Annotated in this window: 17 protein-coding genes; 2 read left to right on the forward strand and 15 right to left on the reverse strand. The window is 73.7% G+C overall.

Going from position 1 to position 19,079, the window contains the following annotated elements:
• Positions 1-7: 7 nt before the first annotated feature.
• The gene (locus ACGF3H_RS30350) at positions 8-796 is read right to left on the reverse strand and encodes a carbon-nitrogen hydrolase family protein (RefSeq protein WP_362496506.1); all 789 of its coding nucleotides are present in this window, start codon (positions 794-796) and stop codon (positions 8-10) included.
• A gap of 583 nt (positions 797-1,379) precedes the next feature.
• Between ACGF3H_RS30350 and ACGF3H_RS30355 the strand changes: the two genes are divergently transcribed.
• Positions 1,380-1,925 (forward strand): Repetin, encoded by a 546-nt coding sequence (locus tag ACGF3H_RS30355; protein ID WP_362496509.1) that lies wholly within the window; start codon positions 1,380-1,382, stop codon positions 1,923-1,925.
• On the opposite strand, the gene ACGF3H_RS30360 is transcribed toward ACGF3H_RS30355, so the two are convergent.
• The 9 genes from ACGF3H_RS30360 to fmt form a co-directional block, all read right to left on the reverse strand.
• The gene (locus ACGF3H_RS30360; RefSeq protein WP_362496511.1) at positions 1,894-3,099 is read right to left on the reverse strand and encodes an MFS transporter; all 1,206 of its coding nucleotides are present in this window, start codon (positions 3,097-3,099) and stop codon (positions 1,894-1,896) included. The two genes, ACGF3H_RS30355 and ACGF3H_RS30360, sit on opposite strands and share 32 nt — an antisense overlap.
• 139 nt (positions 3,100-3,238) lie before the next feature.
• Complete coding sequence (locus ACGF3H_RS30365) at positions 3,239-3,691, reverse strand: Lrp/AsnC family transcriptional regulator (protein ID WP_362496513.1); 453 nt, start codon at positions 3,689-3,691, stop codon at positions 3,239-3,241.
• A 15-nt stretch (positions 3,692-3,706) separates the two neighbouring features.
• A complete protein-coding gene (locus tag ACGF3H_RS30370) occupies positions 3,707-5,197 on the reverse strand; it encodes an amino acid permease (protein WP_362496516.1) in 1,491 nt (496 codons plus the stop codon).
• Between the two features lie 388 nt (positions 5,198-5,585).
• A complete protein-coding gene (locus ACGF3H_RS30375; protein WP_362496518.1) occupies positions 5,586-7,028 on the reverse strand; it encodes a GuaB1 family IMP dehydrogenase-related protein in 1,443 nt (480 codons plus the stop codon).
• A 108-nt stretch (positions 7,029-7,136) separates the two neighbouring features.
• Positions 7,137-7,490 carry a barstar family protein gene (locus ACGF3H_RS30380; protein ID WP_362496520.1) on the reverse strand — a complete coding sequence of 118 codons (354 nt, stop codon included), beginning with the start codon at positions 7,488-7,490 and terminating at the stop codon, positions 7,137-7,139.
• A 24-nt stretch (positions 7,491-7,514) separates the two neighbouring features.
• Positions 7,515-8,504, reverse strand: a complete 990-nt coding sequence (locus ACGF3H_RS30385) for a sugar-binding domain-containing protein (RefSeq protein ID WP_362496570.1) — start codon at positions 8,502-8,504, stop codon at positions 7,515-7,517.
• 132 nt (positions 8,505-8,636) lie between these two features.
• Positions 8,637-9,323 (reverse strand): ribulose-phosphate 3-epimerase, encoded by a 687-nt coding sequence (gene rpe, locus ACGF3H_RS30390; protein WP_362496522.1) that lies wholly within the window; start codon positions 9,321-9,323, stop codon positions 8,637-8,639.
• Between the two features lie 347 nt (positions 9,324-9,670).
• Positions 9,671-11,092: a transcription antitermination factor NusB gene (locus tag ACGF3H_RS30395; protein ID WP_362496525.1), complete on the reverse strand. Its 1,422-nt coding sequence runs from the start codon at positions 11,090-11,092 to the stop codon at positions 9,671-9,673.
• 80 nt (positions 11,093-11,172) lie between these two features.
• A complete protein-coding gene (gene fmt / locus ACGF3H_RS30400) occupies positions 11,173-12,105 on the reverse strand; it encodes a methionyl-tRNA formyltransferase (protein ID WP_362496528.1) in 933 nt (310 codons plus the stop codon).
• A 306-nt stretch (positions 12,106-12,411) separates the two neighbouring features.
• Here fmt and ACGF3H_RS30405 point away from each other — a divergent pair, with 306 nt between their 5' ends.
• The gene (locus ACGF3H_RS30405; RefSeq protein WP_362496531.1) at positions 12,412-12,960 is read left to right on the forward strand and encodes a hypothetical protein; all 549 of its coding nucleotides are present in this window, start codon (positions 12,412-12,414) and stop codon (positions 12,958-12,960) included.
• Positions 12,961-13,079: 119 nt separating this feature from the next.
• Here ACGF3H_RS30405 and ACGF3H_RS30410 read toward each other — a convergent pair whose 3' ends face one another.
• The 5 genes from ACGF3H_RS30410 to gmk form a co-directional block, all read right to left on the reverse strand.
• A complete protein-coding gene (locus tag ACGF3H_RS30410) occupies positions 13,080-15,230 on the reverse strand; it encodes a primosomal protein N' (RefSeq protein ID WP_362496533.1) in 2,151 nt (716 codons plus the stop codon).
• A 144-nt stretch (positions 15,231-15,374) separates the two neighbouring features.
• Entirely contained in the window at positions 15,375-16,583 is a 1,209-nt protein-coding gene (gene metK, locus ACGF3H_RS30415) for a methionine adenosyltransferase (RefSeq protein WP_189230651.1), read from the reverse strand.
• A 240-nt stretch (positions 16,584-16,823) separates the two neighbouring features.
• Positions 16,824-18,026 (reverse strand): bifunctional phosphopantothenoylcysteine decarboxylase/phosphopantothenate--cysteine ligase CoaBC, encoded by a 1,203-nt coding sequence (coaBC, locus tag ACGF3H_RS30420; RefSeq protein WP_362496573.1) that lies wholly within the window; start codon positions 18,024-18,026, stop codon positions 16,824-16,826.
• A 114-nt stretch (positions 18,027-18,140) separates the two neighbouring features.
• A complete protein-coding gene (gene rpoZ, locus ACGF3H_RS30425; RefSeq protein WP_003977348.1) occupies positions 18,141-18,413 on the reverse strand; it encodes a DNA-directed RNA polymerase subunit omega in 273 nt (90 codons plus the stop codon).
• A 69-nt stretch (positions 18,414-18,482) separates the two neighbouring features.
• The gene (gene gmk, locus ACGF3H_RS30430; protein WP_362496537.1) at positions 18,483-19,076 is read right to left on the reverse strand and encodes a guanylate kinase; all 594 of its coding nucleotides are present in this window, start codon (positions 19,074-19,076) and stop codon (positions 18,483-18,485) included.
• Positions 19,077-19,079: the final 3 nt, after the last annotated feature.

Consider the following 19,079-nt stretch of genomic DNA (forward strand, 5'->3'; position numbering starts at 1 on the left):
TGGTGGGTCAGGCGAGGGACCCGTAGAGGCCGGGGCGGCGGTCCTTCAGATACGGGTTGGCCTCGCGGGAGGCGGCGAGGAAGGCCGGGTCGGCGTCGGCGACGACCAGTTCCCCGGTGCGCCCGGCCCGGGCGCGGGCGGTGCCGTCGGGGCCGGCGAGCACCGACAGCCCGACGAACTCGAACTCGCCCTCCCGGCCGACCCGGTTGACGTACGCCACGTACATCTGGTTCTCGAAGGCCCGCACGGGCACTACGGACTCGGCCACGAACTGGAACGGGTGCATCTGTGCGGTCGGCACGAGCAGCAGGTCGGTGCCGGCCAGGGCGTGGGCGCGCACGTTCTCCGGGAACTCGACGTCGTAGCAGATCATCAGGCCGACGGTGAGACCGTTCAGCTCGGCCTGCACGACCGGCTGCTCGCCCGGGACGAAGTGGTCGTGCTCGAAGCAGCCGAAGAGGTGGGTCTTGCGGTAGTTGGCCAGGCGGGTGCCGTCGGCGGAGATCAGCTGGACGGAGTTGTATACGCTCCCGCCGGCCCGCTCGGGGTAGCCGTACGCGACGGCGAGGCCGTGCCGCGTGGCGGTCTCCGCGACCGCGTCGGCGGCCTCGCCGTCGGCGGCCTCGGCGAGGCGGCCGATCTCGTCGCCGATCGCGTACCCGGTCAGGAACAGCTCGGAGGTGACGAGCAGCCCGGCGCCCGCGGCGGCGGCGCGGCCCGCGGCCTCGTCGAGGACCTTGAGGTTCTCGACGGTGGAGCCGGGTCGGCCGGAGCTCTGGAGCAGGGCGGTGCGCATGCGTGTTCCTCACCGGTGGGAGGGGGGTCGGGGGGCCAGATAGACGGTACGGTCGGCGGACTCGGCCGGACAAGGAGGAGCCGTTGCGCGCCGGTGAGCGGATCGTTGCGTCCGCCGGGCACGCCGCGGCGATTCGTTGCGCACCTCGTCCTCCCGTCCCGCACGGGGAGCGTCCCTGCCCCGCCGTTACGGTCGGGCCCCGGCCGACGGCCTTTGCGGCGAGGCGGGGGCGGGCGGCGAGGGTCCCTTTCCCGGCAGCCCGGCGATCCGCCGCGTCCGCACGGCCCCCGCACGGTCAGGCACCCCGGCCGCGCTCCTGCGGCGAGGCGAGCGACGGGCGGCGGACGGTGGCGGGCCTCCCCCCGGCAGCCCGGCGATCCGTCTCGTCCGCACGGCCCCCGTTCCTCCCCCTGCCCGGCCCCCGTTCCTCCCCCTGCCTCCTCCTCGGGGCGCAGCCGGCGCCCGTCCTCCCCCGCCGCGCGGCGGAGGGCGGTGCCGCCCTGGGTGCGATGTGCCGGGAGAGCCGCGCCGGGACAGTGGTGACCGTTGATCCACCGTGTTCCGCCTGCGGAGAGGACCCCCCATGAAACGCCGTACGACGACCGCCGCGCTCTGCGTCGCGCTGCTGCTCACCGCCGCCACGACGGGCGCCGCCGTCGCCTCGGGTCCCCACGAGGGCCCGCCCCCGAGGGAGGCGGCCGCGCTCACCGGCACCGCGAAGCTGTACCGGTCGGCCGGGGACGACATCACCTTCACCTTCGACGCCCATCTGGCCGCCGAGGACGACGACGACCCGCTGAAGGCCACCGGCACCTTCGAGTTCAGCCACTACCTGAACGGCAAGGGGGCCCGTGCGAAGGCCGACGTCGACTGCCTGCTGACCGGCGGTGACGTGGCCGTCGTGTCGGGCGTCATCACCTCCTCCGACCTGCCCGGCGCCACGGGCAAGCGGGTCGGCATCACGGTCCACGACCTCGGCCGCCACGACCGGCTGGGCTACAGCTGGGCCGCGACCGGCTCGCCCGCCGAGACGGACGGGCTGCCCCGGTGTGTGGGGTCGGCGCCGTTCGAGAAGGTCGCGAAGGGCACGGGTGACTTCAGGGTCGTGCCCTGGCAGCCGAAGCTGTAGTCCGGGCGGCCACCAGCACCACCGCCGTCAGCAGGTACGGCACCGCGAAGACCGCGAACGCGGTGCCGTGCCCCGCCGCCGTCCCGGCCACCCCGTACGCCCCGTACACCGCGACCGTGGCCAGCTCGGTGCCGAGCCCGGCCACCGAGGTCAGGGTCGCCCGGCCGGAGGCGCCGATGCGCTCCTGGAGGCGTGCGTCGGCGAGCACGCAGGCCAGCTGGAAGCCGCCGAACGCGACGGCGACCAGCGCCAGCCCCGCCGGCGTGCCCGTGCCGGCGCCCACGGCCAGGGCGAGCGCGGCACCGGCGAGCAGCCCGCCGAACCCGGCGTTGCCGAGCCGTTCGGCGGGGCCGGCCAGCAGGCCGCCGGCCGTGGCGCCGGCCCAGATCAGCAGGAGCAGCCACGGCACGGTCGCCTCGGCCACGCCGGTGTCCCGGACCAGCAGGGGCGTGTACTCGTCGAGGGCGCCCCACACGGCCCCCACCGCCGGGACGAGCAGCAGCGCGCCGCGCACGGACCGGTCGGCGCGGGCCTCGGCGAGCCCGGACCGCAGGGTCCGGGCCCACCCGTCGCCGTCCGCCACCGGTGTCCGGTGCTCGGGGAACCGGGTCGCCAGCGCCGCCGCCAGCAGGCAGACCAGAATGCTCGCCGCCCCCACGGCCGGGTAGCCACCGCTGGCGAACACCGGCCCGGCGAGGCCCATCGCGGCCATCACGGCCACCAGCCCGGCCGAGCGGGCCCGGCCCATGACGCGGGCGTACCGGCCGGCGGCGCCGAGCCGGTCGAGTTCGTCGTGGACCAGCGCCTCCAGCGCGCCGGACCCGAGCGCTCCCCCGGTGCCCCACAGCACGAAACCGAGCGCGAAGGCGCCGTAGGACGGGACGAGCACCCACAGGGCGAAGCCGGCGGCGGTGAGCAGCGGGCCGAGCCACAGCAGAAGCCGCCGGGAGACGGCGTCGGCCCAGGCGCCGGAGGGCACCTCCAGCAGGACGCCGGTGACCGACCACAGGGCGAAGAGTGAGGAGATCTGCCAGACGGACAGGCCGGCGTCGCTGAAGAGCAGCGCGTACACCGGGTAGAGCAGGACGAAGTCGTCGAGGAACGCGTAGCCGTACAGCGTGGCCGTCAGCCGCCGGTAGCCGGCGGGCGGCACACCTGTGGGTGCGTGAGACATGAGGCCTTCCCGAGGGAGCGGATCGGACACCGGCACGTGCGGTGTCCGAGGCGGCCCTCGGGGGCGGGTACTGCTGGTGGATCAATGTCGCCAGGTCATGGCACCGATGGTAGACGGAACGGCGCCCCGGGCGCAGCGCTTATGCGGGCGACCCCGACGAGAAGCGCCGCAGCAGCGGCGAGAGGACCAGCACGGACTTGGTGCGCTCCACGAACGGCTCGCCGGCGATCCGCTCCAGGACCCGCTCGAAGTGCCGCATGTCGGCGGCGAAGACCTGGGCGATCGCGTCCGCGTCCCCGGTGACGGTGGACGCGGCCACGACCTCCTGGTAGCGCTCCAGTCCCCGCTGGATGGTCTCCGGCGAGGTGTTGCGGCGGCAGAAGATCTCGACGTACCCCTCGGTCTCCCAGCCGAGCGCGGCGGGGTCGACCCGCACGGTGAAGCCGGTGATGGCTCCGGTGGCGCGCAGCCTGTCCACGCGCCGCTTCACGGCGGGCGCGGACAGGCCGACCGACTGCCCGATGTCCGCGTAGGAGCGGCGGGCGTCCTCGGCGAGGGCGTGCACGATGCGTTCGTCGAGATCGTTCAGCACTGCGGGTCGTTCACTTCACTTCTTGGGCGTCCGGACCTCGGACGTGTCCGGCGTGGCGAGTCGGGAACGGCGATGGCCGTACACGAAGTAGAACATGAGCCCGGCGGCCATCCAGACACCGAAGACCACCCAGGTGACGGTGGACAGGCTGCCCATCATCCAGACGCAGAAGCCGAAGCCCAGGGCCGGCAGGACCGGGGACAGCGGCACCCGGAAGGTGCGGGGCATGTCCGGGCGGGTCCGGCGCAGCACCACGACGGCCACGTTGACCAGGGCGAAGGCGAACAGCGTGCCGATGCTGGTGGCGTCGGCGAGCTGTCCGAGCGGGATGGCGGCGGCCAGGACGCCGCAGAACAGCGAGACGATCAGCGTGTTGGCGCGGGGCGCGCCGGTCTTCGGGTGGACCTTGGAGAACACCTTGGGCACCAGTCCGTCGCGGGACATGGCGAACAGGACGCGGGTCTGGCCGTAGAGGACGGTCAGCACGACGCTGGCGATGGCGACGACCGCGCAGAACGCCAGGAGGGTCCCCCAGAAGCTCTGCCCGGTGACGTCGGTCATGATCTGGGCGAGGGCGGCCTCGGAGTCGGAGAAGCCCTTCCACGGCTTGGCGCCGACGGCGACGGCGGCGACGAGGACGTACAGGAGGGTGACGATGACGAGGGAGAGCATGATCGCGCGGGGCAGGTCGCGCTGGGCGTTCTTCGCCTCCTCACCGGCGGTGGAGGCCGCGTCGAAGCCGATGTAGGAGAAGAAGAGCGTCGCGCCGGCCGCGCTGACACCGGCCATGCCGAGGGGCATGAAGTTCTCGTAGTTGCCGGAGCGGAAGCCCTGGACGCCGATGGCGCAGAACAGCACCAGCGCGGCGATCTTGACGACGACCATGACCGTGTTGGCGCGGGCGGACTCGCGCGCACCGCCCAGCAGGAAGGTCATGGCGAGGAGCACCACGATCAGCGCGGGCAGGTTGAAGATGCCGCCGTCGCCGGGCGGTGCGGAGAGGGCGTCCGGGATGGTGACGCCGATCGTGCCGTCGAGGAGCTCGTTGAGGTACTCGCCCCAGCCGACGGCGACGGCGGCGACGGAGACCCCGTACTCCAGGACCAGGCACCAGCCGCAGATCCAGGCGACCAGCTCGCCCAGGGTCGCGTAGGCGTACGAGTACGAGGAGCCGGCGACCGGGATGGTGCCGGCCAGCTCGGCGTAGGACAGGGCCGAGAAGAGCGCCGTCAGGCCGGCGATGACGAAGGAGAGGGTGACCGCCGGTCCGGCCTTGGGCACGGCCTCGCCGAGGACGACGAAGATGCCGGTGCCGAGGGTGGCGCCGATGCTGATCATCGTGAGCTGCCACAGGCCGAGGGAGCGGCGCAGGCTGCCGCCCTCGCCCTGACCGCCCTCGGCGACCAGCCGTTCCACGGGCTTGCGGCGCATGAGGCGCGCGGCCAGCCCCGGGGACGTGGGGGTGGCCGGTGTGTCGCGGTGCGGGGGTGCGCCTTGGTCGAGCACGCGTTGACTCCTTTGTCGCTGCCGGTCGCGCCGCCCGGTTCCGAGCGGGCTCTCTCGCGGCGGGCTTCTGGAGCGGCGGGGACCGGCGGCGTCCCTCGCGGAAGCGGGAACCCACCGAGCGGGGTCCTCGCCACGCCACGTACAGCGAAGAACCCTACGAGGGGTCGCGTTCCCCGGGTAATGCAGCAACCTTGCGCGTCCGGGCACGATCGTTGCGTTCGCCGGGGCAAGGCGCGTGTTCGTTGCGCGGGGGCTGTCGAGCGTTGCGCGGGGCGGGTTCCGCGGGGTGGTCCGGTGGTGGATCGGGCCTGGTCAGCGCAATGACGAACGGCCCCCGTCCCTCCCCGGCGAGGGGAGGATCGGGGGCCGTGCGGAAGCGGTGCGCGGGTCAGCTCCAGCTGGCGTGCAGCGGCTTGCCCTCGGCGTAACCGGCGGCGCTCTGGATGCCGACGATGGCCTTCTCGGCGAACTCCTCCAGGGAGGCGGCGCCGGCGTAGGTGCAGGAGGAGCGGACGCCCGCGATGATCGAGTCGATCAGGTCCTCGACGCCCGGACGGGTCGGGTCGAGGAACATGCGGGAGGTGGAGATGCCCTCCTCGAACAGCGCCTTGCGGGCCCGGTCGTACGCCGACTCCTCCGAGGTGCGGTTGCGCACCGCGCGCGCGGAGGCCATGCCGAACGACTCCTTGTAGGGGCGGCCGTTCGCGTCGTGCTGGAGGTCGCCAGGGGACTCGTAGGTCCCGGCGAACCAGGAGCCGACCATCACGTTGGACGCGCCGGCCGCGAGGGCCATGGCCACGTCGCGCGGGTGGCGGACACCGCCGTCGGCCCACACGTGCTTGCCGTACTTCTTCGCCTCCGCGGCGCACTCCAGGACGGCGGAGAACTGCGGCCGGCCGACGCCGGTCATCATGCGGGTGGTGCACATGGCGCCGGGGCCGACGCCGACCTTGATGATGTCCGCGCCCGCCTCGATCAGGTCGCGCACGCCCTCGGCGGAGACGATGTTGCCGGCCACGATCGGCACCTGCGGGTCGAGGTCGCGCACCAGCTTGACGGCGCCGATCATCGACTCCTGGTGGCCGTGCGCGGTGTCGATGACGAGGGTGTCCACGCCCGCGTCGAGGAGCTGCTTGGCCTTGCCCGCCACGTCGCCGTTGATGCCGACGGCCGCGGCGATGCGGAGCCTGCCGTTCGCGTCGGTCGCCGGGGTGTACAGCGTGGCGCGCAGGGCGCCCTTGCGGGTGAGGATGCCGGCCAGGCGGCCGTCCTTGTCGACGGCCGGCGCGTAGCGGCGGTTGGCGCCGTCGAGGGTGTTGAAGGCCTCGCGCGGGTCCAGGTCCGCGTCGATCAGGATCAGGTCCTTGGACATGACCTCTTCGAGCTGGGTGAAGCGGTCCACGCCGGTCAGGTCGGTGTCGGTGACCACGCCGAGGGGCCTGTTGTCCTCGTCGACGACCACACCGGCGTTGTGCGCGCGCTTGGGCAGCAGGGCCAGCGCGTCGGCGACGGTCTGGTGCGGGGCCAGCACGATCGGGGTGTCCAGGACGAGGTGGCGGCTCTTCACCCAGGAGACGACCTCGGTGACGACCTCGATCGGGATGTCCTGCGGGATGACCACGAGGCCGCCGCGGCGGGCCACCGTCTCGGCCATGCGGCGCCCGGCGATGGCGGTCATGTTGGCGACGACCAGCGGGATGGTGGTGCCCGTGCCGTCCGGGGAGCCGAGGTCGACGCCCTGCCGGGAGCCGACGGCGGACCGGCTCGGCACCATGAAGACGTCGTCGTACGTCAGGTCGTACGAGGGCTGGATGTCATTGAGGAAACGCACGTGCTGCACATCCCAGTCGATCAGAGGTGGCCCCCGGACAGGTCAGCCAGGGGGAAAGAGCACGTACTTCATTCTCCCATGACCCTTGTCCGATTATCCCCGGGCAGATCATCCAGGCTGGTCAGCGGCCTCCTTGGAGGATCCTCCAGGCCCCAGGGTCACGAAGAGCCCGGGGCCCCGGTCGGTGGCCTCGGCGAAGACCTCCTCGGCGACGGCCCACTCGTCCGGCCGTGCCTCGGCGTACTCGCGCCAGCCCCGCACGAGGAGCAGCACGCCCCGCTCCGCCGCCTCCCGCGGCCAGACGGACGGGTCGGCCAGGGAGTCGGCGAGCGCGTCCCAGTTGCGGCCGAACCACTCCGGCAGGTCCAGGGCACGGGCGCAGCGGTCCATGAGGCCCGCCTTGTCCGTGACCCCGTCGAGGTCCAGCGTGACCACGAGCCGGCCGGCCGGGTCCTCCGTCATGCCTTGCCTCTCTCTGACTGACCGTCAGACCCCGTCGGGGTCCGAGCGGTTGAGCGTCGGCTTCGGCGTGGTGCCCGCCGTCATCAGGTAGTCCGCGGCCGAGGTGTCCGTCACCAGGCTGGTGACCAGCCCGGACCGCAGCACGGCGTCGATGGCCGCCGCCTTGCGCTGCCCGCCCGCGATCGCCACGACCTCGGGGATACGGCGGAGCTGGTCGGCCTTGACCGTGATGCACCGCTCCCCCAGGTCCCGGCCCACCCGGCGTCCCTCGGCGTCGAAGAGGTGCGCGGACATCTCGGCGGCGACACCGAGGGAGGCGTAGTGCGCGCGCTCCTCGTCGCTGAGCATGTCGTGCACCGTGGAGATGCCGGGCTCCCAGGAGCCGATGGAGACGCAGGCGACCGTGACCTTGTCGAAGTACTCGAAGGCCCGGGCGATGCCGGTCTGGTGGCGCAGCGCCGCCGCGGTGGCGGCGTCCGGCAGCAGCATCGGCGCGTAGATGGGGTGGGCGTCGCCGCCCGAGACCTGGGCGGCTCGGCGGACGGCCTCGACCGAGCCGCGCTCGGCGGTTCCGGCGTCGTACACGCCCGTCAGCTGCACCACCGTGCACGGCGGCAGCCGGTCGAGCGCGGCCGCCATGTGGATCGTGGAGCGGCCCCAGGCCAGGCCGAGCACGTCGCCCTCGTTGACCAGCTCGCCGAGCAGGTCGGCGGCCACCTCGCCCAGGTTCTCGGGGTCGGGGGTCTCCTCGGCGTCGGCCGGGGACTCCACGACGACGGCGTGCCGGAGCCCGTAGCGGGCCCGCAGCGCGTCCGAGCGCTCCGCGTCCAGCTCGGCGGGCACCCGGATCTCGATTCGTACAAGGTCTCTCTCGAGGGCGGTCTCGAGGACCCTGGCCACCTTGAAGCGGCTGACGCCGAACTCCTCCGCGATCTGGATCTTGGACTTGCCCTCGAGGTAGAAGCGGCGGGCCATGGCCGCCGCCTGGACCAGCTCAGCGGGTCCCATCCGCATGGCTGAACGGCCCGCCGACATACCCGACACGGCGATCTCCTCTTCTGCTGTTCACACTCTGGATTCGCCGTTCATCCTTGCAGATCCGGCGCACTCGATCAGCCCTGATGGGAGCCGTTCACGTTCTGTTCCTCAGTGGTCGCACGCCCAGGACGCCTTGGCGGTCGCCGCGTCGGCCTGGTTTCGCAGCGCACGCACCGCCTCGGCCGGGTCGGACGCCCCGTACACGGCGGAACCCGCGACGAAGACGTCGGCGCCCGCGTCGGCGCACTGCTCGATCGTGGACGCCGAGACACCGCCGTCGACCTGCAGCCACAGCTCCAGCCCGTGCTTCTTGATCAGCTCACGGGTGCGGCGGATCTTCGGCAGCATGATGTCGAGGAACGCCTGTCCGCCGAAGCCCGGTTCGACCGTCATGATCAGCAGCATGTCGAGCTCGGGGAGCAGGTCCTCGTACGGCTCGATCGGCGTCGCGGGCCGCAGCGCCATGGAGGCGCGGGCGCCCTTGGCCCGGATCTCGCGGGCGAGCCGGACCGGTGCGGAGGCCGCCTCCACGTGGAAGGTGACGGAACCGGCGCCGGCCTCCACGTACTGGGGCGCCCAGCGGTCGGGGGCCTCGATCATCAGGTGGCAGTCCAGCGGGGTGTCCGTCGCGCGGGCCAGGGACTCCACGACCGGCACGCCGAGCGTGAGGTTGGGGACGAAATGGTTGTCCATGACGTCGACGTGGAGCCAGTCGGCTCCCTCGACCGCCTTGGCCTCGTCCGCGAGGCGGGCGAAGTCGGCGGACAGGATGCTGGGGTTGATCTGCGCGGCCATGCCCCAAGCCTGCCATGCCCTCCGGGGGTGGGGGGTGCGGGGTTGTTCTTCGGCCGCGGGCCGGTGGGGGGTGGTCGCGCCCCTTCGGCGGGGCGGCCTGCGGCGGGATGCGGTGACCGGCGTTCCCCGCCCCCCGGCGGTCGCGGTTGTTCTTCGACCGCGGGCCGGTGGGGGCTGGTCGCGCAGTTCCCCGCGCCCCTTTGGGTGGGGCGGTCTGACGTCGGGACGCGGTGACCGGCGTTCCCCCCGGCGGTCGCGGTTGTTCTTCGACCGCGGGCCGGTGGGGGCCGGTCGCGCCCCGCGGCGGAGCCGCACCGTGTCACAGCCCCGCGCCCCTTCGGGGCGCGCTACGCGGTGCGGCGGAGGAGGGTCAGGTACATCGCGTCCGTGCCGTGGAGGTGGGGCCAGAGCTGGATGTCCGGGCCCTCGCCGAGGTGGGGGACGTCGGGGAGGAGGGGGCGGGCGTCGATGAGCTCGGTGTCGGGGTGCTGTTTGAGCACGTCGGCGACGACCGCTCGGGTCTCGGCGAGGTGGGGCGAGCAGGTCGCGTAGGCGACGACGCCGCCGACCCGTACGGCCTCCAGGGCGCTGCGCAGCAGCCCGCGCTGGAGCGGGGCGAAACCGTCCAGGTCCTCGGGGCGGCGCCGCCAGCGCGCCTCGGGGCGGCGGCGCAGGGCGCCGAGGCCGGTGCACGGCACGTCGACCAGCACGCGGTCGAAGCTCCCGGGCCGCCACGGCGGGCGGGTCCCGTCCGCGGCGATCACCTGGTACGGGCCCGGGTTGCCGGCCAGCGCCTTGGCCACCAGCCCCGCCCGGTGCGGCTGCTTCTCGGAGGCGAGCAGGAAAGCGCCCCGCTCCGCCGCCAGGGCGCCCAGCAGCGCCGCCTTGCCGCCGGGCCCCGCGCAGCCGTCCAGCCAGCGCCGGTCGGGCCCGTCCAGGGGCGCGTTGGCCAGGGCGAGCGCGACGAGCTGGCTGCCCTCGTCCTGCACGCCCGCCCGGTTCTCCCGCACGGCCTCGACGGCGCCGGGCTCGCCGCCCTCGCTCAGGCGCACCGCGTAGGGCGACCAGCGCCCCGGCACGGCCGCCTCCTCCTCGAGCAGTTCGCCGGCCGTCGCCCGTCCGGGCCGGGCGACCAGCGTGACCTCGGGCCGCTCGTTGTCCGCGGCCAGCAGCTCCTCGATGCCGGCCCGGCCGCCGCCGAGGGAGTCCCACAGCGCGGAGACGACCCAGCGCGGGTGCGAGTGCACCACGGCCAGGTGGTCCTCGGGGTCCTCGTCCCAGGGCGGCGCGACCCGCTCGAGCCAGCCGTCGAGATCGTCCTGCGCCACCTTGCGGAGCACGGCGTTGACGAACTTGGCCCGCCCGTCGCCCAGCACCACACGCGCCAGTTCGACGGAGGCGGACACGGCCGCGTGGGTCGGGATGCGGGTGCCGAGCAGCTGATGCGCGCCCAGGCTGAGCACGTCCAGCACCGGCGGGTCGACCTCCCGCAGCGGCCGGTCGACGCAGGCGGCGATGACGGCGTCGTACGTCCCCTGCCGGCGCAGCGTCCCGTACACCAGCTCGGTCGCCAGCGCGGCGTCCCGGGCGTCGAACTTCTCGTCGTTCTCCCGCGCCCTGCGCAGCAGGGGCGGCAGGACGAGGTTGGCGTACGCGTCCCGCTCGTCCACGGCCCTGAGCGCCTCGAAGGCGAGGATGCGGACGGGGTCCTTCTGGGGCCTGCGGTAGGGCTTGCCCGGCTTGCGGGGACGACGAGGCTGCTCGCTCACGAAAAAGGTGCTCCGGGTGTGGGGTGAAGTGCGCTCACCAGCGTACGCCGGGCCGGTGAACGGTAGTGCTCGGGCGCAGGTCAGCCGCCGAGCAGCTCGCTCTCGCCGATCCGGACCCCGCGCGCCCAGTCCGCGGCCCGCATCGGCTTCTTGCCCTGGGCCTGCACCCACAGCAGCTCGACGGCGCAGGAGCCGGTGCCGACGTACACGTTGTTCTTGCCGGCCACGAGCCGTCCGGGGGCGAGGTCGGTCCGGTCGGGCACGGGCACGGCCTGCACCAGCTTGAGCCGCTCGCCGCGGAACGTGGTCCAGGCGCCGGGCGCCGGGGTGCAGCCGCGCACCACCCGGTCGACCCGCAGCGCCGGGGCGGCCCAGTCGATCCGGGCGTCCTCGACAGTGATCTTCGGTGCGAGGGTGACGCCCTCTGCGGGCTGCGGCACGGCCTTCAGGCTGCCGTCCTCGATGCCGTCCATGGTGGCGGCGAGCAGTCCGGCGCCGGCGAAGGCGAGCCGGGTCAGCAGGTCGCCGCTGGTGTCGGTGGGGCGGACGGTCTCGGTGACCGTCCCGTAGACGGGCCCGGAGTCGAGGCCCTCCTCGATGAGGAAGGTGGACGCCCCGGTGATCTCGTCCCCCGCCATCAGGGCGTGCTGCACGGGCGCCGCACCCCGCCAGGCGGGCAGCAGCGAGAAGTGCAGGTTGACCCAGCCCTGGGCGGGCACGTCCAGGGCCACACGGGGCAGCAGGGCGCCGTAGGCGACGACGGGGCAGCAGTCGGGCGCGATCTCGCGCAGCCGCTCCAGGAACTCCGGGTCGCGGGGCTTCGCGGGCTTGAGCACCTCGATCCCGGCCTCCTCCGCGCGCTCGGCCACGGGGGACGCGACCAGCCGGCGCCCGCGCCCGGCCGGCGCGTCGGGCCGCGTGACGACGGCGGCCACCTCGTGACGCCCGGAGGCGATCAGGGCGTCCAGGGCGGGAACGGCGACCTCGGGGGTACCGGCGAAGACCAGCTTCATGGGTGGGACGGGCCTCTCGGGCGGGGGCGGGTGCGGGCGACGCACCAGTCTACGAGCCGTCGACCGACGGACATCCGCCGACGGCGCGGTGCCCGCACGGGAGGGCTCAGCCTCTCGTGCGACGGGAAACAGGTGGTGCGCGGGCGGGAGACCGCCGAGGCCGGAGGCCGAGGGGGCGCACGAGCAAACCTCCACGCCCCCGCCCCGTGACCAACGGCCCACCCGCACGTTGGTCAAGGAAGAGTTGACACGCCGGGCCGTCCGTACGGCCCGATCCCTTTCAACGCCGGTTCGAGAGGCTTGTTCATGGCCGACCACGCAACCCACGACGCCCAGGCTCGGGCCAGCCTGCACTTGCTGGTGCGGGACATCGAGCGGGTCCGCCGGCAGGTGGACGCACTGCGCACCCTCACCGCCCAGTTGGGCAATGTCTACCGACCGCGTCGTTCCGGCCCGTCCACGGGCTTCGTCGTCTACGGACGCGCTCCCGCACCGACGGTCCGTCTCGCCCAGGAACTGCGGGACAGTGTCGAGACCCTGGTCACGGCCGCGGTGGACTTCGACCGCTCGCTCGGCTTCTCGTGGGACGCGGTCGGCTCCGCCCTCGGCGTCACCAAGCAGGCGGTGCACCGCCGTTACGGCTCGCGCCGTGCCGCGGCCCAGGCGGCGGTCACCGAGGCCCCCGAGCACGCGGAGGAACCGACGGGCACCCGCCCGGTCCCCGTGGGCACCGGCCTCCCGGCCGTGCCGACGGTCCCCGCGGCCCGCTCCATGCCGACCCAGCCGACGGCGGGCAGCCCGTCCCTGCGCGAGGAGGTCAGGCCGACGGCCTTCCCCGGGCCGCGCAACGGCTGACCCGCGCCCCGTCCTCCCGGCACCCTCCGGGAGGACGGGCCCGCACCGGGGCCGCCGCTCCAACGGCCTCGGACGGCACATCGCCCTCGGCCGCACGGCCTCGGTGGACGCCCGCGTCCTCAGCCGATGTCGGGCGGATCGATCCGCACCCACACCCCCGCGTCGCTGCCCCGAGCCGTCCGTGCCGCCTGCGCGGCCTTCAACGCACCGGCCAGCGCCGCCCCGCTCCCCGGCGGCACCCGGACCAGCGCGCGCTCCCACTGCTCCCCCGGCGGCGGCCCGCCCACCCGGCGCGGGCGGCCCGGCGGCGTGACGGGGAGCGGCACCGGCCCCAGGATCTCCGCCTCGCGCGGCAGCTCCACCGCGCCGAGGAAGCCGGCCACCGCCTCCGCCGGCCCCGCCACGGACGCCATCCGCGACACCGGCGGAAAGTTCAGTTCGGCACGCTCGGCCAGCTCACGCACCGCATGGCCCACGGGGTCCCAGCGCACCAGCGCCTGGACCGGCCGCAGGGTCGGCTCGGCGACCACCACCACGGTCCCGCCGGCGGCCTGCGGGCGCACCAGCGCGGCGGCCGCGAGCCAGCGCCGCAGCGCGTCCTCACCGGCGCGCAGGTCGGGCCGCCCGAGCATGGCCCAGCCGTCGAGCAGCAGCGCCGCCGCGTAGCCGCCCTCCGCGACGGGTTCGGCGCCGGGGGTGCTCACCACCAGCGCCGGGGTCCGCGGCACGGTGTCCAGCACGTGCTCGCGCCCCGAGGTGCGCACCGGCACCGCGGGGAAGGCACGCCCCAGCTCCTCGGCGGTACGACGGGCCCCCACGATCTGCGCGCGCAGCCGGAAGGCCCCGCACTCCGGGCAGTGCCAGGCGCCCTCCTCGCGACCGCACCACCCGCACCGCAGCGCCGCCCCTGATTCCTGCCCCTCCAGCGGCCCGGAGCAATGCCGGCACCGCGCGGGCGTCCGGCAGGCGGCACACGCCATCCGCGGCACGTATCCGCGCCGGGGCACCTGCACGAGCACCGGTCCCCGCCGCAGCCCGTCCCTGACCGCCTGCCAGGCCAGGGTGGGCAGCCGAGCGGCCCGGGCGGCCTCGTCGCGGGCCAGGTCCCCGTCGCCCACGGTCCGTACCAGCGGGGCGGCGGCCCGCACCTGCTCCCGGGCGGCGACCAGCGGCCGGGCCCAGCCGGTCTCCACGAGCTGGGCGGCCTCCACGGTGCAGTTCCAGCCGCCCAGCAGGAAGGCGCACCTGTCCTGGGCCGCGCGCAGCAGCAGCACCTCGCGGGCGTGCGGCTGCGGGGCGTGCTGCTCGGCGTGGCTGTCGTCGCCGTCGTCCCACAGGGCGACCAGCCCGAGGTCCCGCACCGGCGCGAACATGGCGGCCCTGGTGCCGATCACGGCCCGTACGGCCCCCCGGCGCACCGCGAGCCACTGCGCGTACCGCTTCTCGGGGCCGGCGTCGGCGGTGAGCACCGCGTGCCGGCCCGCGCCGAGCAGGGCGGTCAGGGCGGCGTCGGCGCGGGCGACCGCCCGTCCGTCCGGGAGGACGACGAGCGCGCCGCGCCCGGAGGCCAGCGTCGCCGCCACGGCCCGCGCCAGCTCCTCGCTCCACTCCGGGCCGGGCAGCGCGTTCCACACGGCGCGCGGCGAGCCTCCCGACGCGAGGGACGCGACGAACGCGGCTCCCTGCTCGTACCGCGTCCAGGTCCCGGGCTCGGGCACGGGCGGCGGGGGCAGCGGCTCGGGCGAGGGGCGTTTCTCGGCGCGTGCGTTGCGCGGCGGGACGGCGAGCTGGAGGACGTCGGCGAGGCTGCCGGCGTAGCGGTCGGCGACGGCCCGGGCGAGACCGAGCAGCTCCTCGTCCAGCACCGGCTCGGGCGAGACCACCTGGGCCAGCGCCGCCAGCGGCCCCGAGTAGTCGGACTCCGCGAGCCGCTCCACCAGGAACCCGTCGATGAGGCCGCCGCCCTCGCGGCGCCCGTCCCGCACCCGGTGCCGTCCGGCCCCGAACCGGACCCGCACCCGCACGCCCGGCCGGGCCTCGGCGTCGAGTTCCTCCGGGACGGCGTAGTCGAAGTACCGGTCGAGGTGGAGCACGCCCTTGTCGACCAGCACCCGGGCGACGGGCAGCTCCTTGGCGAGCGCGGCCCCGCGCCAGGTCCGCGGCTTGGCCCGCGGGGCCTTCGCCTTGCGCACGCTCTCCCGGATGAGCGCGAGCTGCTCGGGGGGCGCGTCGTCCGCGCCACCGCCCGCCCGTTCGTTCTCGCTGCTCACGCCTGCATTCTTACCAAAGGCCACTGACAACCGGCGGTGCCCGGTTCGCACCCGTCCCGCACCGGCTTCGCACGCGCCGAGGCCCGGCATCCCCACTGGGGACACCGGGCCTCACGACGTGCCGTCAGTCGGTACGGGCCGCTGTTACAGGCCCGCCGCCTTGCGCAGGGCGTCGACGCGGTCGGTGCGCTCCCAGGTGAAGTCGGGGAGCTCGCGGCCGAAGTGACCGTACGCCGCGGTCTGGGCGTAGATCGGGCGGAGCAGGTCGAGGTCGCGGATGATCGCGGCCGGGCGGAGGTCGAAGACCTCGTCGATCGCCTTCTCGATCTTCTCCGTGTCGACCTTGGCGGTGCCGAAGGTCTCCACGAACAGGCCGACCGGCTCGGCCTTGCCGATCGCGTAGGCCACCTGGACCTCGCAGCGGGAGGCGAGACCCGCGGCGACGACGTTCTTGGCGACCCAGCGCATCGCGTAGGCGGCGGAGCGGTCGACCTTGGACGGGTCCTTGCCCGAGAAGGCGCCGCCGCCGTGACGGGCCATGCCGCCGTAGGTGTCGATGATGATCTTGCGGCCGGTCAGGCCGGCGTCGCCCATCGGGCCGCCGATCTCGAAACGGCCGGTCGGGTTGACCAGGAGCCGGTAGTTCTCCGTGTCGAGCTTGATGCCGTCGTCGAGCAGCGCCTTCAGCTCCGGCTCGACCACGAACTCCTTGATGTCGGGAGCGAGCAGCGACTCCAGGTCGATGTCGCTCGCGTGCTGCGAGGAGACCACGACCGTGTCGAGGCGGACGGCCTTGTCGCCGTCGTACTCGATGGTGACCTGCGTCTTGCCGTCGGGGCGCAGGTAGGGGATCGTGCCGTTCTTGCGGACCTCGGACAGGCGCTTGGACAGGCGGTGCGCCAGGAAGACGGGCAGCGGCATCAGCGTCGGCGTCTCGTCCGAGGCGTACCCGAACATCAGGCCCTGGTCGCCCGCGCCCTGCCGGTCCAGCTCGTCCTCATCGCCTTCGACCCGGGACTCGTACGCGGTGTCGACGCCCTGCGCGATGTCCGGGGACTGAGCGCCGATCGACACGGACACGCCGCAGGAGGCGCCGTCGAAGCCCTTCTTGGAGGAGTCGTAGCCGATCTCCAGGATCTTGCCGCGCACCAGCGTGGCGATGTCCGCGTAGGCCTTGGTCGTGACCTCTCCGGCCACGTGCACCAGGCCGGTGGTGATCAGCGTTTCGACGGCGACCCGGGAGGTCGGGTCCTCACGCAGAAGCGCGTCGAGAATGGTGTCGCTGATCTGGTCAGCGATCTTGTCGGGGTGGCCCTCGGTCACGGACTCCGAGGTGAACAGGCGACGGGACACAACGCTCCCTGGGGTTGCAGCGGCTGCTGGCTGATCATTGGTGGACGGCACGGGGAGCTGCACCCGGCGACGTCCGAGAACAGTTTATCGGTCGCACTCGGCCGCGGACTCACCCGTCTCAGCTCTCGGAAGGGCTGTGACCTGCGGCACGGGCATTCTGCACAATGCGAAGGGCGCTTGGCCAGGCTCGCCACGCCCGAATGCGCGGGGTCCACGAGCACTGGGGAACGAATGGGTCATTCAGGTGAGCCGTTCCGCCACGAGGTCCCACACCGTTTCGGCCAGGGCCTCCTTCGGGCCGTGCGCCACCTGGGTCTCGCTGCCGTCGGCGCCCAGGACCACGGCCTCGTTCTCCTCGGAGCCGAAGGTCTTGCGCTCCCCGACCTCGTTGACCACGAGGAGGTCGCAGCCCTTGCGCTTCAGCTTGGCCCGGCCGTTGGCGAGGACGTCGTCCGTCTCGGCGGCGAAGCCGACGACCACCTGTCCGGGGCGGGCCCGGTCGGTGGAGATCTCCGCGAGGATGTCCGGATTCCGTACCAGCGTGACCGGTTCCGGCTCCTGGCCGTCCTTCTTCTTGATCTTTCCGGCGGCGTAGACCGCCGGGCGGAAGTCGGCGACCGCGGCGGCCATGACGACGGCGTCGGCGTCGGCCGCCGCGCGGAGCACGGCCTCGCGCAGCTCCACGGCGGTGCCCACCGGGACGACGTCCACGCCGGCCGGGTCCGGCAGCGCCGCGTTCGCCGCGACCAGCGTGACGCGGGCGCCCCGGGCGGCGGCGGTGCGCGCGAGGGCGTAGCCCTGCTTGCCGGAGGAGCGGTTGCCGAGGAAGCGGACGGGGTCGAGGGGCTCGCGGGTGCCGCCGGCGCTGACGACCACGTGCCGGCCGGCGAGGTCCGGCTCCCGGACGCCGCGGGCGAGCACCCGCCGGCAGACCTCGAAGATCTCGCCCGGGTCGGGCAGCCGGCCCTTGCCGGTGTCGACGCCGGTGAGGCGGCCGACGGCCGGTTCGATGACGACGGCGCCGCGGCGGCGCAGCGTCGCCACGTTCTCCTGGGTGGCCGGGTGCTCCCACATCTCCGTGTGCATGGCGGGGGCGAAGACGACCGGGCAGCGGGCCGTCAGCAGGGTGTTGGTGAGGAGGTCGTCGGCGAGGCCGTGGGCGGCCTTGGCGAGCATGTCGGCGGTGGCCGGGGCGACGACGACGAGGTCGGCGTGCTGGCCGATGCGCACGTGCGGCACCTGGTGGACGTCGTCCCACACCTCGGTGGACACGGGGTTGCCGGACAGGGCGGACCAGGTGGCGGCGCCGACGAAGTGCAACGCGGACGCGGTGGGGACGACGCGCACGTCGTGTCCCGACTCCGTGAACCTGCGCAGCAGCTCACAGGCCTTGTAGGCGGCGATGCCGCCGCTGACCCCCAGAACGACCTTGGGCTTGTCCACCATCTCTCCCGGACCTCGGAACGCGTATGCCCCCATCACACACCACAGGCCCGGCAGACGGACTGCCGGGCCTGTGGAAAACTCAGCTTGAGGCTGAAAATACTACTGCCGGTACTACTGTGCCGGGCCCTCGATGGCCTCGGACGTCAGCAGACCCGCGTTGATCTCGCGCAGGGCGATCGAGAGCGGCTTCTCGTGGACGTGCGTGTCGACGAGAGGACCGACGTACTCGAGCAGACCCTCGCCGAGCTGCGAGTAGTACGCGTTGATCTGGCGGGCCCGCTTGGCCGCGTAGATCACGAGGCTGTACTTCGAGTCCGTGGCCTCGAGGAGCTCGTCGATCGGCGGGTTGATGATGCCCTCGGGCGCGGAGATGGAAGAGGACACGCTCTACCTTCCGATGGGTGGGAAAGATTCAGTCGGGTTGATCGGCCGGGGTCGCTGGCCCTGTCGCGATCACACGACGTTCGTCAAGGCTAGCAGCTCGCGCGCCACGTCCTCGACGGAGGTGTTCACCAGGGTCTCGTCGAACTCCTTCTCGGCCGCCAGCTCGACCTTGGCCGCGGCGAGGCGGCGCTCGATCACCTCCGGCGGTTCGGTGCCCCGGCCGGTGAGCCTGCGCACCAGCTCCTCCCAGGAGGGCGGGGCCAGGAACACCAGCTGGGCCTCCGGCATGGACTCGCGGACCTGCCGCGCACCCTGGAGGTCGATCTCGAGCAGCACCGGCTCACCGGCCTCCAGGCGCTCCAGCACGGCGGTGCGGGGCGTGCCGTAGCGGTTGCCCGCGAACTCGGCCCACTCCAGCAGCTCGCCGTTGGCGATCAGCTTGTCCATCTCCTCGTCGGTGACGAAGAAGTAGTGGACCCCGTGCTGCTCGCCGGGCCGGGGCCTGCGGGTCGTCGCCGACACCGAGAGCCAGACCTCGGGGTGTTCCTTGCGCATATGGGCGACGACCGTGCTCTTGCCGACCCCTGAGGGGCCGGAGAGCACGGTCAGCCGCGGACGAGCGTCCGGGGGTACGGGGGACGTCCCCCGGGGTGTTGCAGCCATGCA

It is taken from the genome of Streptomyces sp. NPDC048185 (assembly GCF_043202495.1).
In the GTDB taxonomy this organism is placed as follows: domain Bacteria; phylum Actinomycetota; class Actinomycetes; order Streptomycetales; family Streptomycetaceae; genus Streptomyces.

Excerpts from the sequence above, each read along its gene's own strand:
- ACGF3H_RS30350 (WP_362496506.1), bottom strand. The coding sequence starts at position 796 with ATGCGCACCGCCCTGCTCCAGAGCTCCGGCCGACCCGGCTCCACCGTC.
- ACGF3H_RS30355 (WP_362496509.1), top strand. The coding sequence starts at position 1,380 with ATGAAACGCCGTACGACGACCGCCGCGCTCTGCGTCGCGCTGCTGCTC.
- ACGF3H_RS30360 (WP_362496511.1), bottom strand. The coding sequence starts at position 3,099 with ATGTCTCACGCACCCACAGGTGTGCCGCCCGCCGGCTACCGGCGGCTG.
- ACGF3H_RS30380 (WP_362496520.1), bottom strand. The coding sequence starts at position 7,490 with ATGACGGAGGACCCGGCCGGCCGGCTCGTGGTCACGCTGGACCTCGAC.
- ACGF3H_RS30385 (WP_362496570.1), bottom strand. The coding sequence starts at position 8,504 with ATGCGGATGGGACCCGCTGAGCTGGTCCAGGCGGCGGCCATGGCCCGC.
- rpe (WP_362496522.1), bottom strand. The coding sequence starts at position 9,323 with ATGGCCGCGCAGATCAACCCCAGCATCCTGTCCGCCGACTTCGCCCGC.
- fmt (WP_362496528.1), bottom strand. The coding sequence starts at position 12,105 with ATGAAGCTGGTCTTCGCCGGTACCCCCGAGGTCGCCGTTCCCGCCCTG.
- ACGF3H_RS30405 (WP_362496531.1), top strand. The coding sequence starts at position 12,412 with ATGGCCGACCACGCAACCCACGACGCCCAGGCTCGGGCCAGCCTGCAC.
- gmk (WP_362496537.1), bottom strand. The coding sequence starts at position 19,076 with ATGGCTGCAACACCCCGGGGGACGTCCCCCGTACCCCCGGACGCTCGT.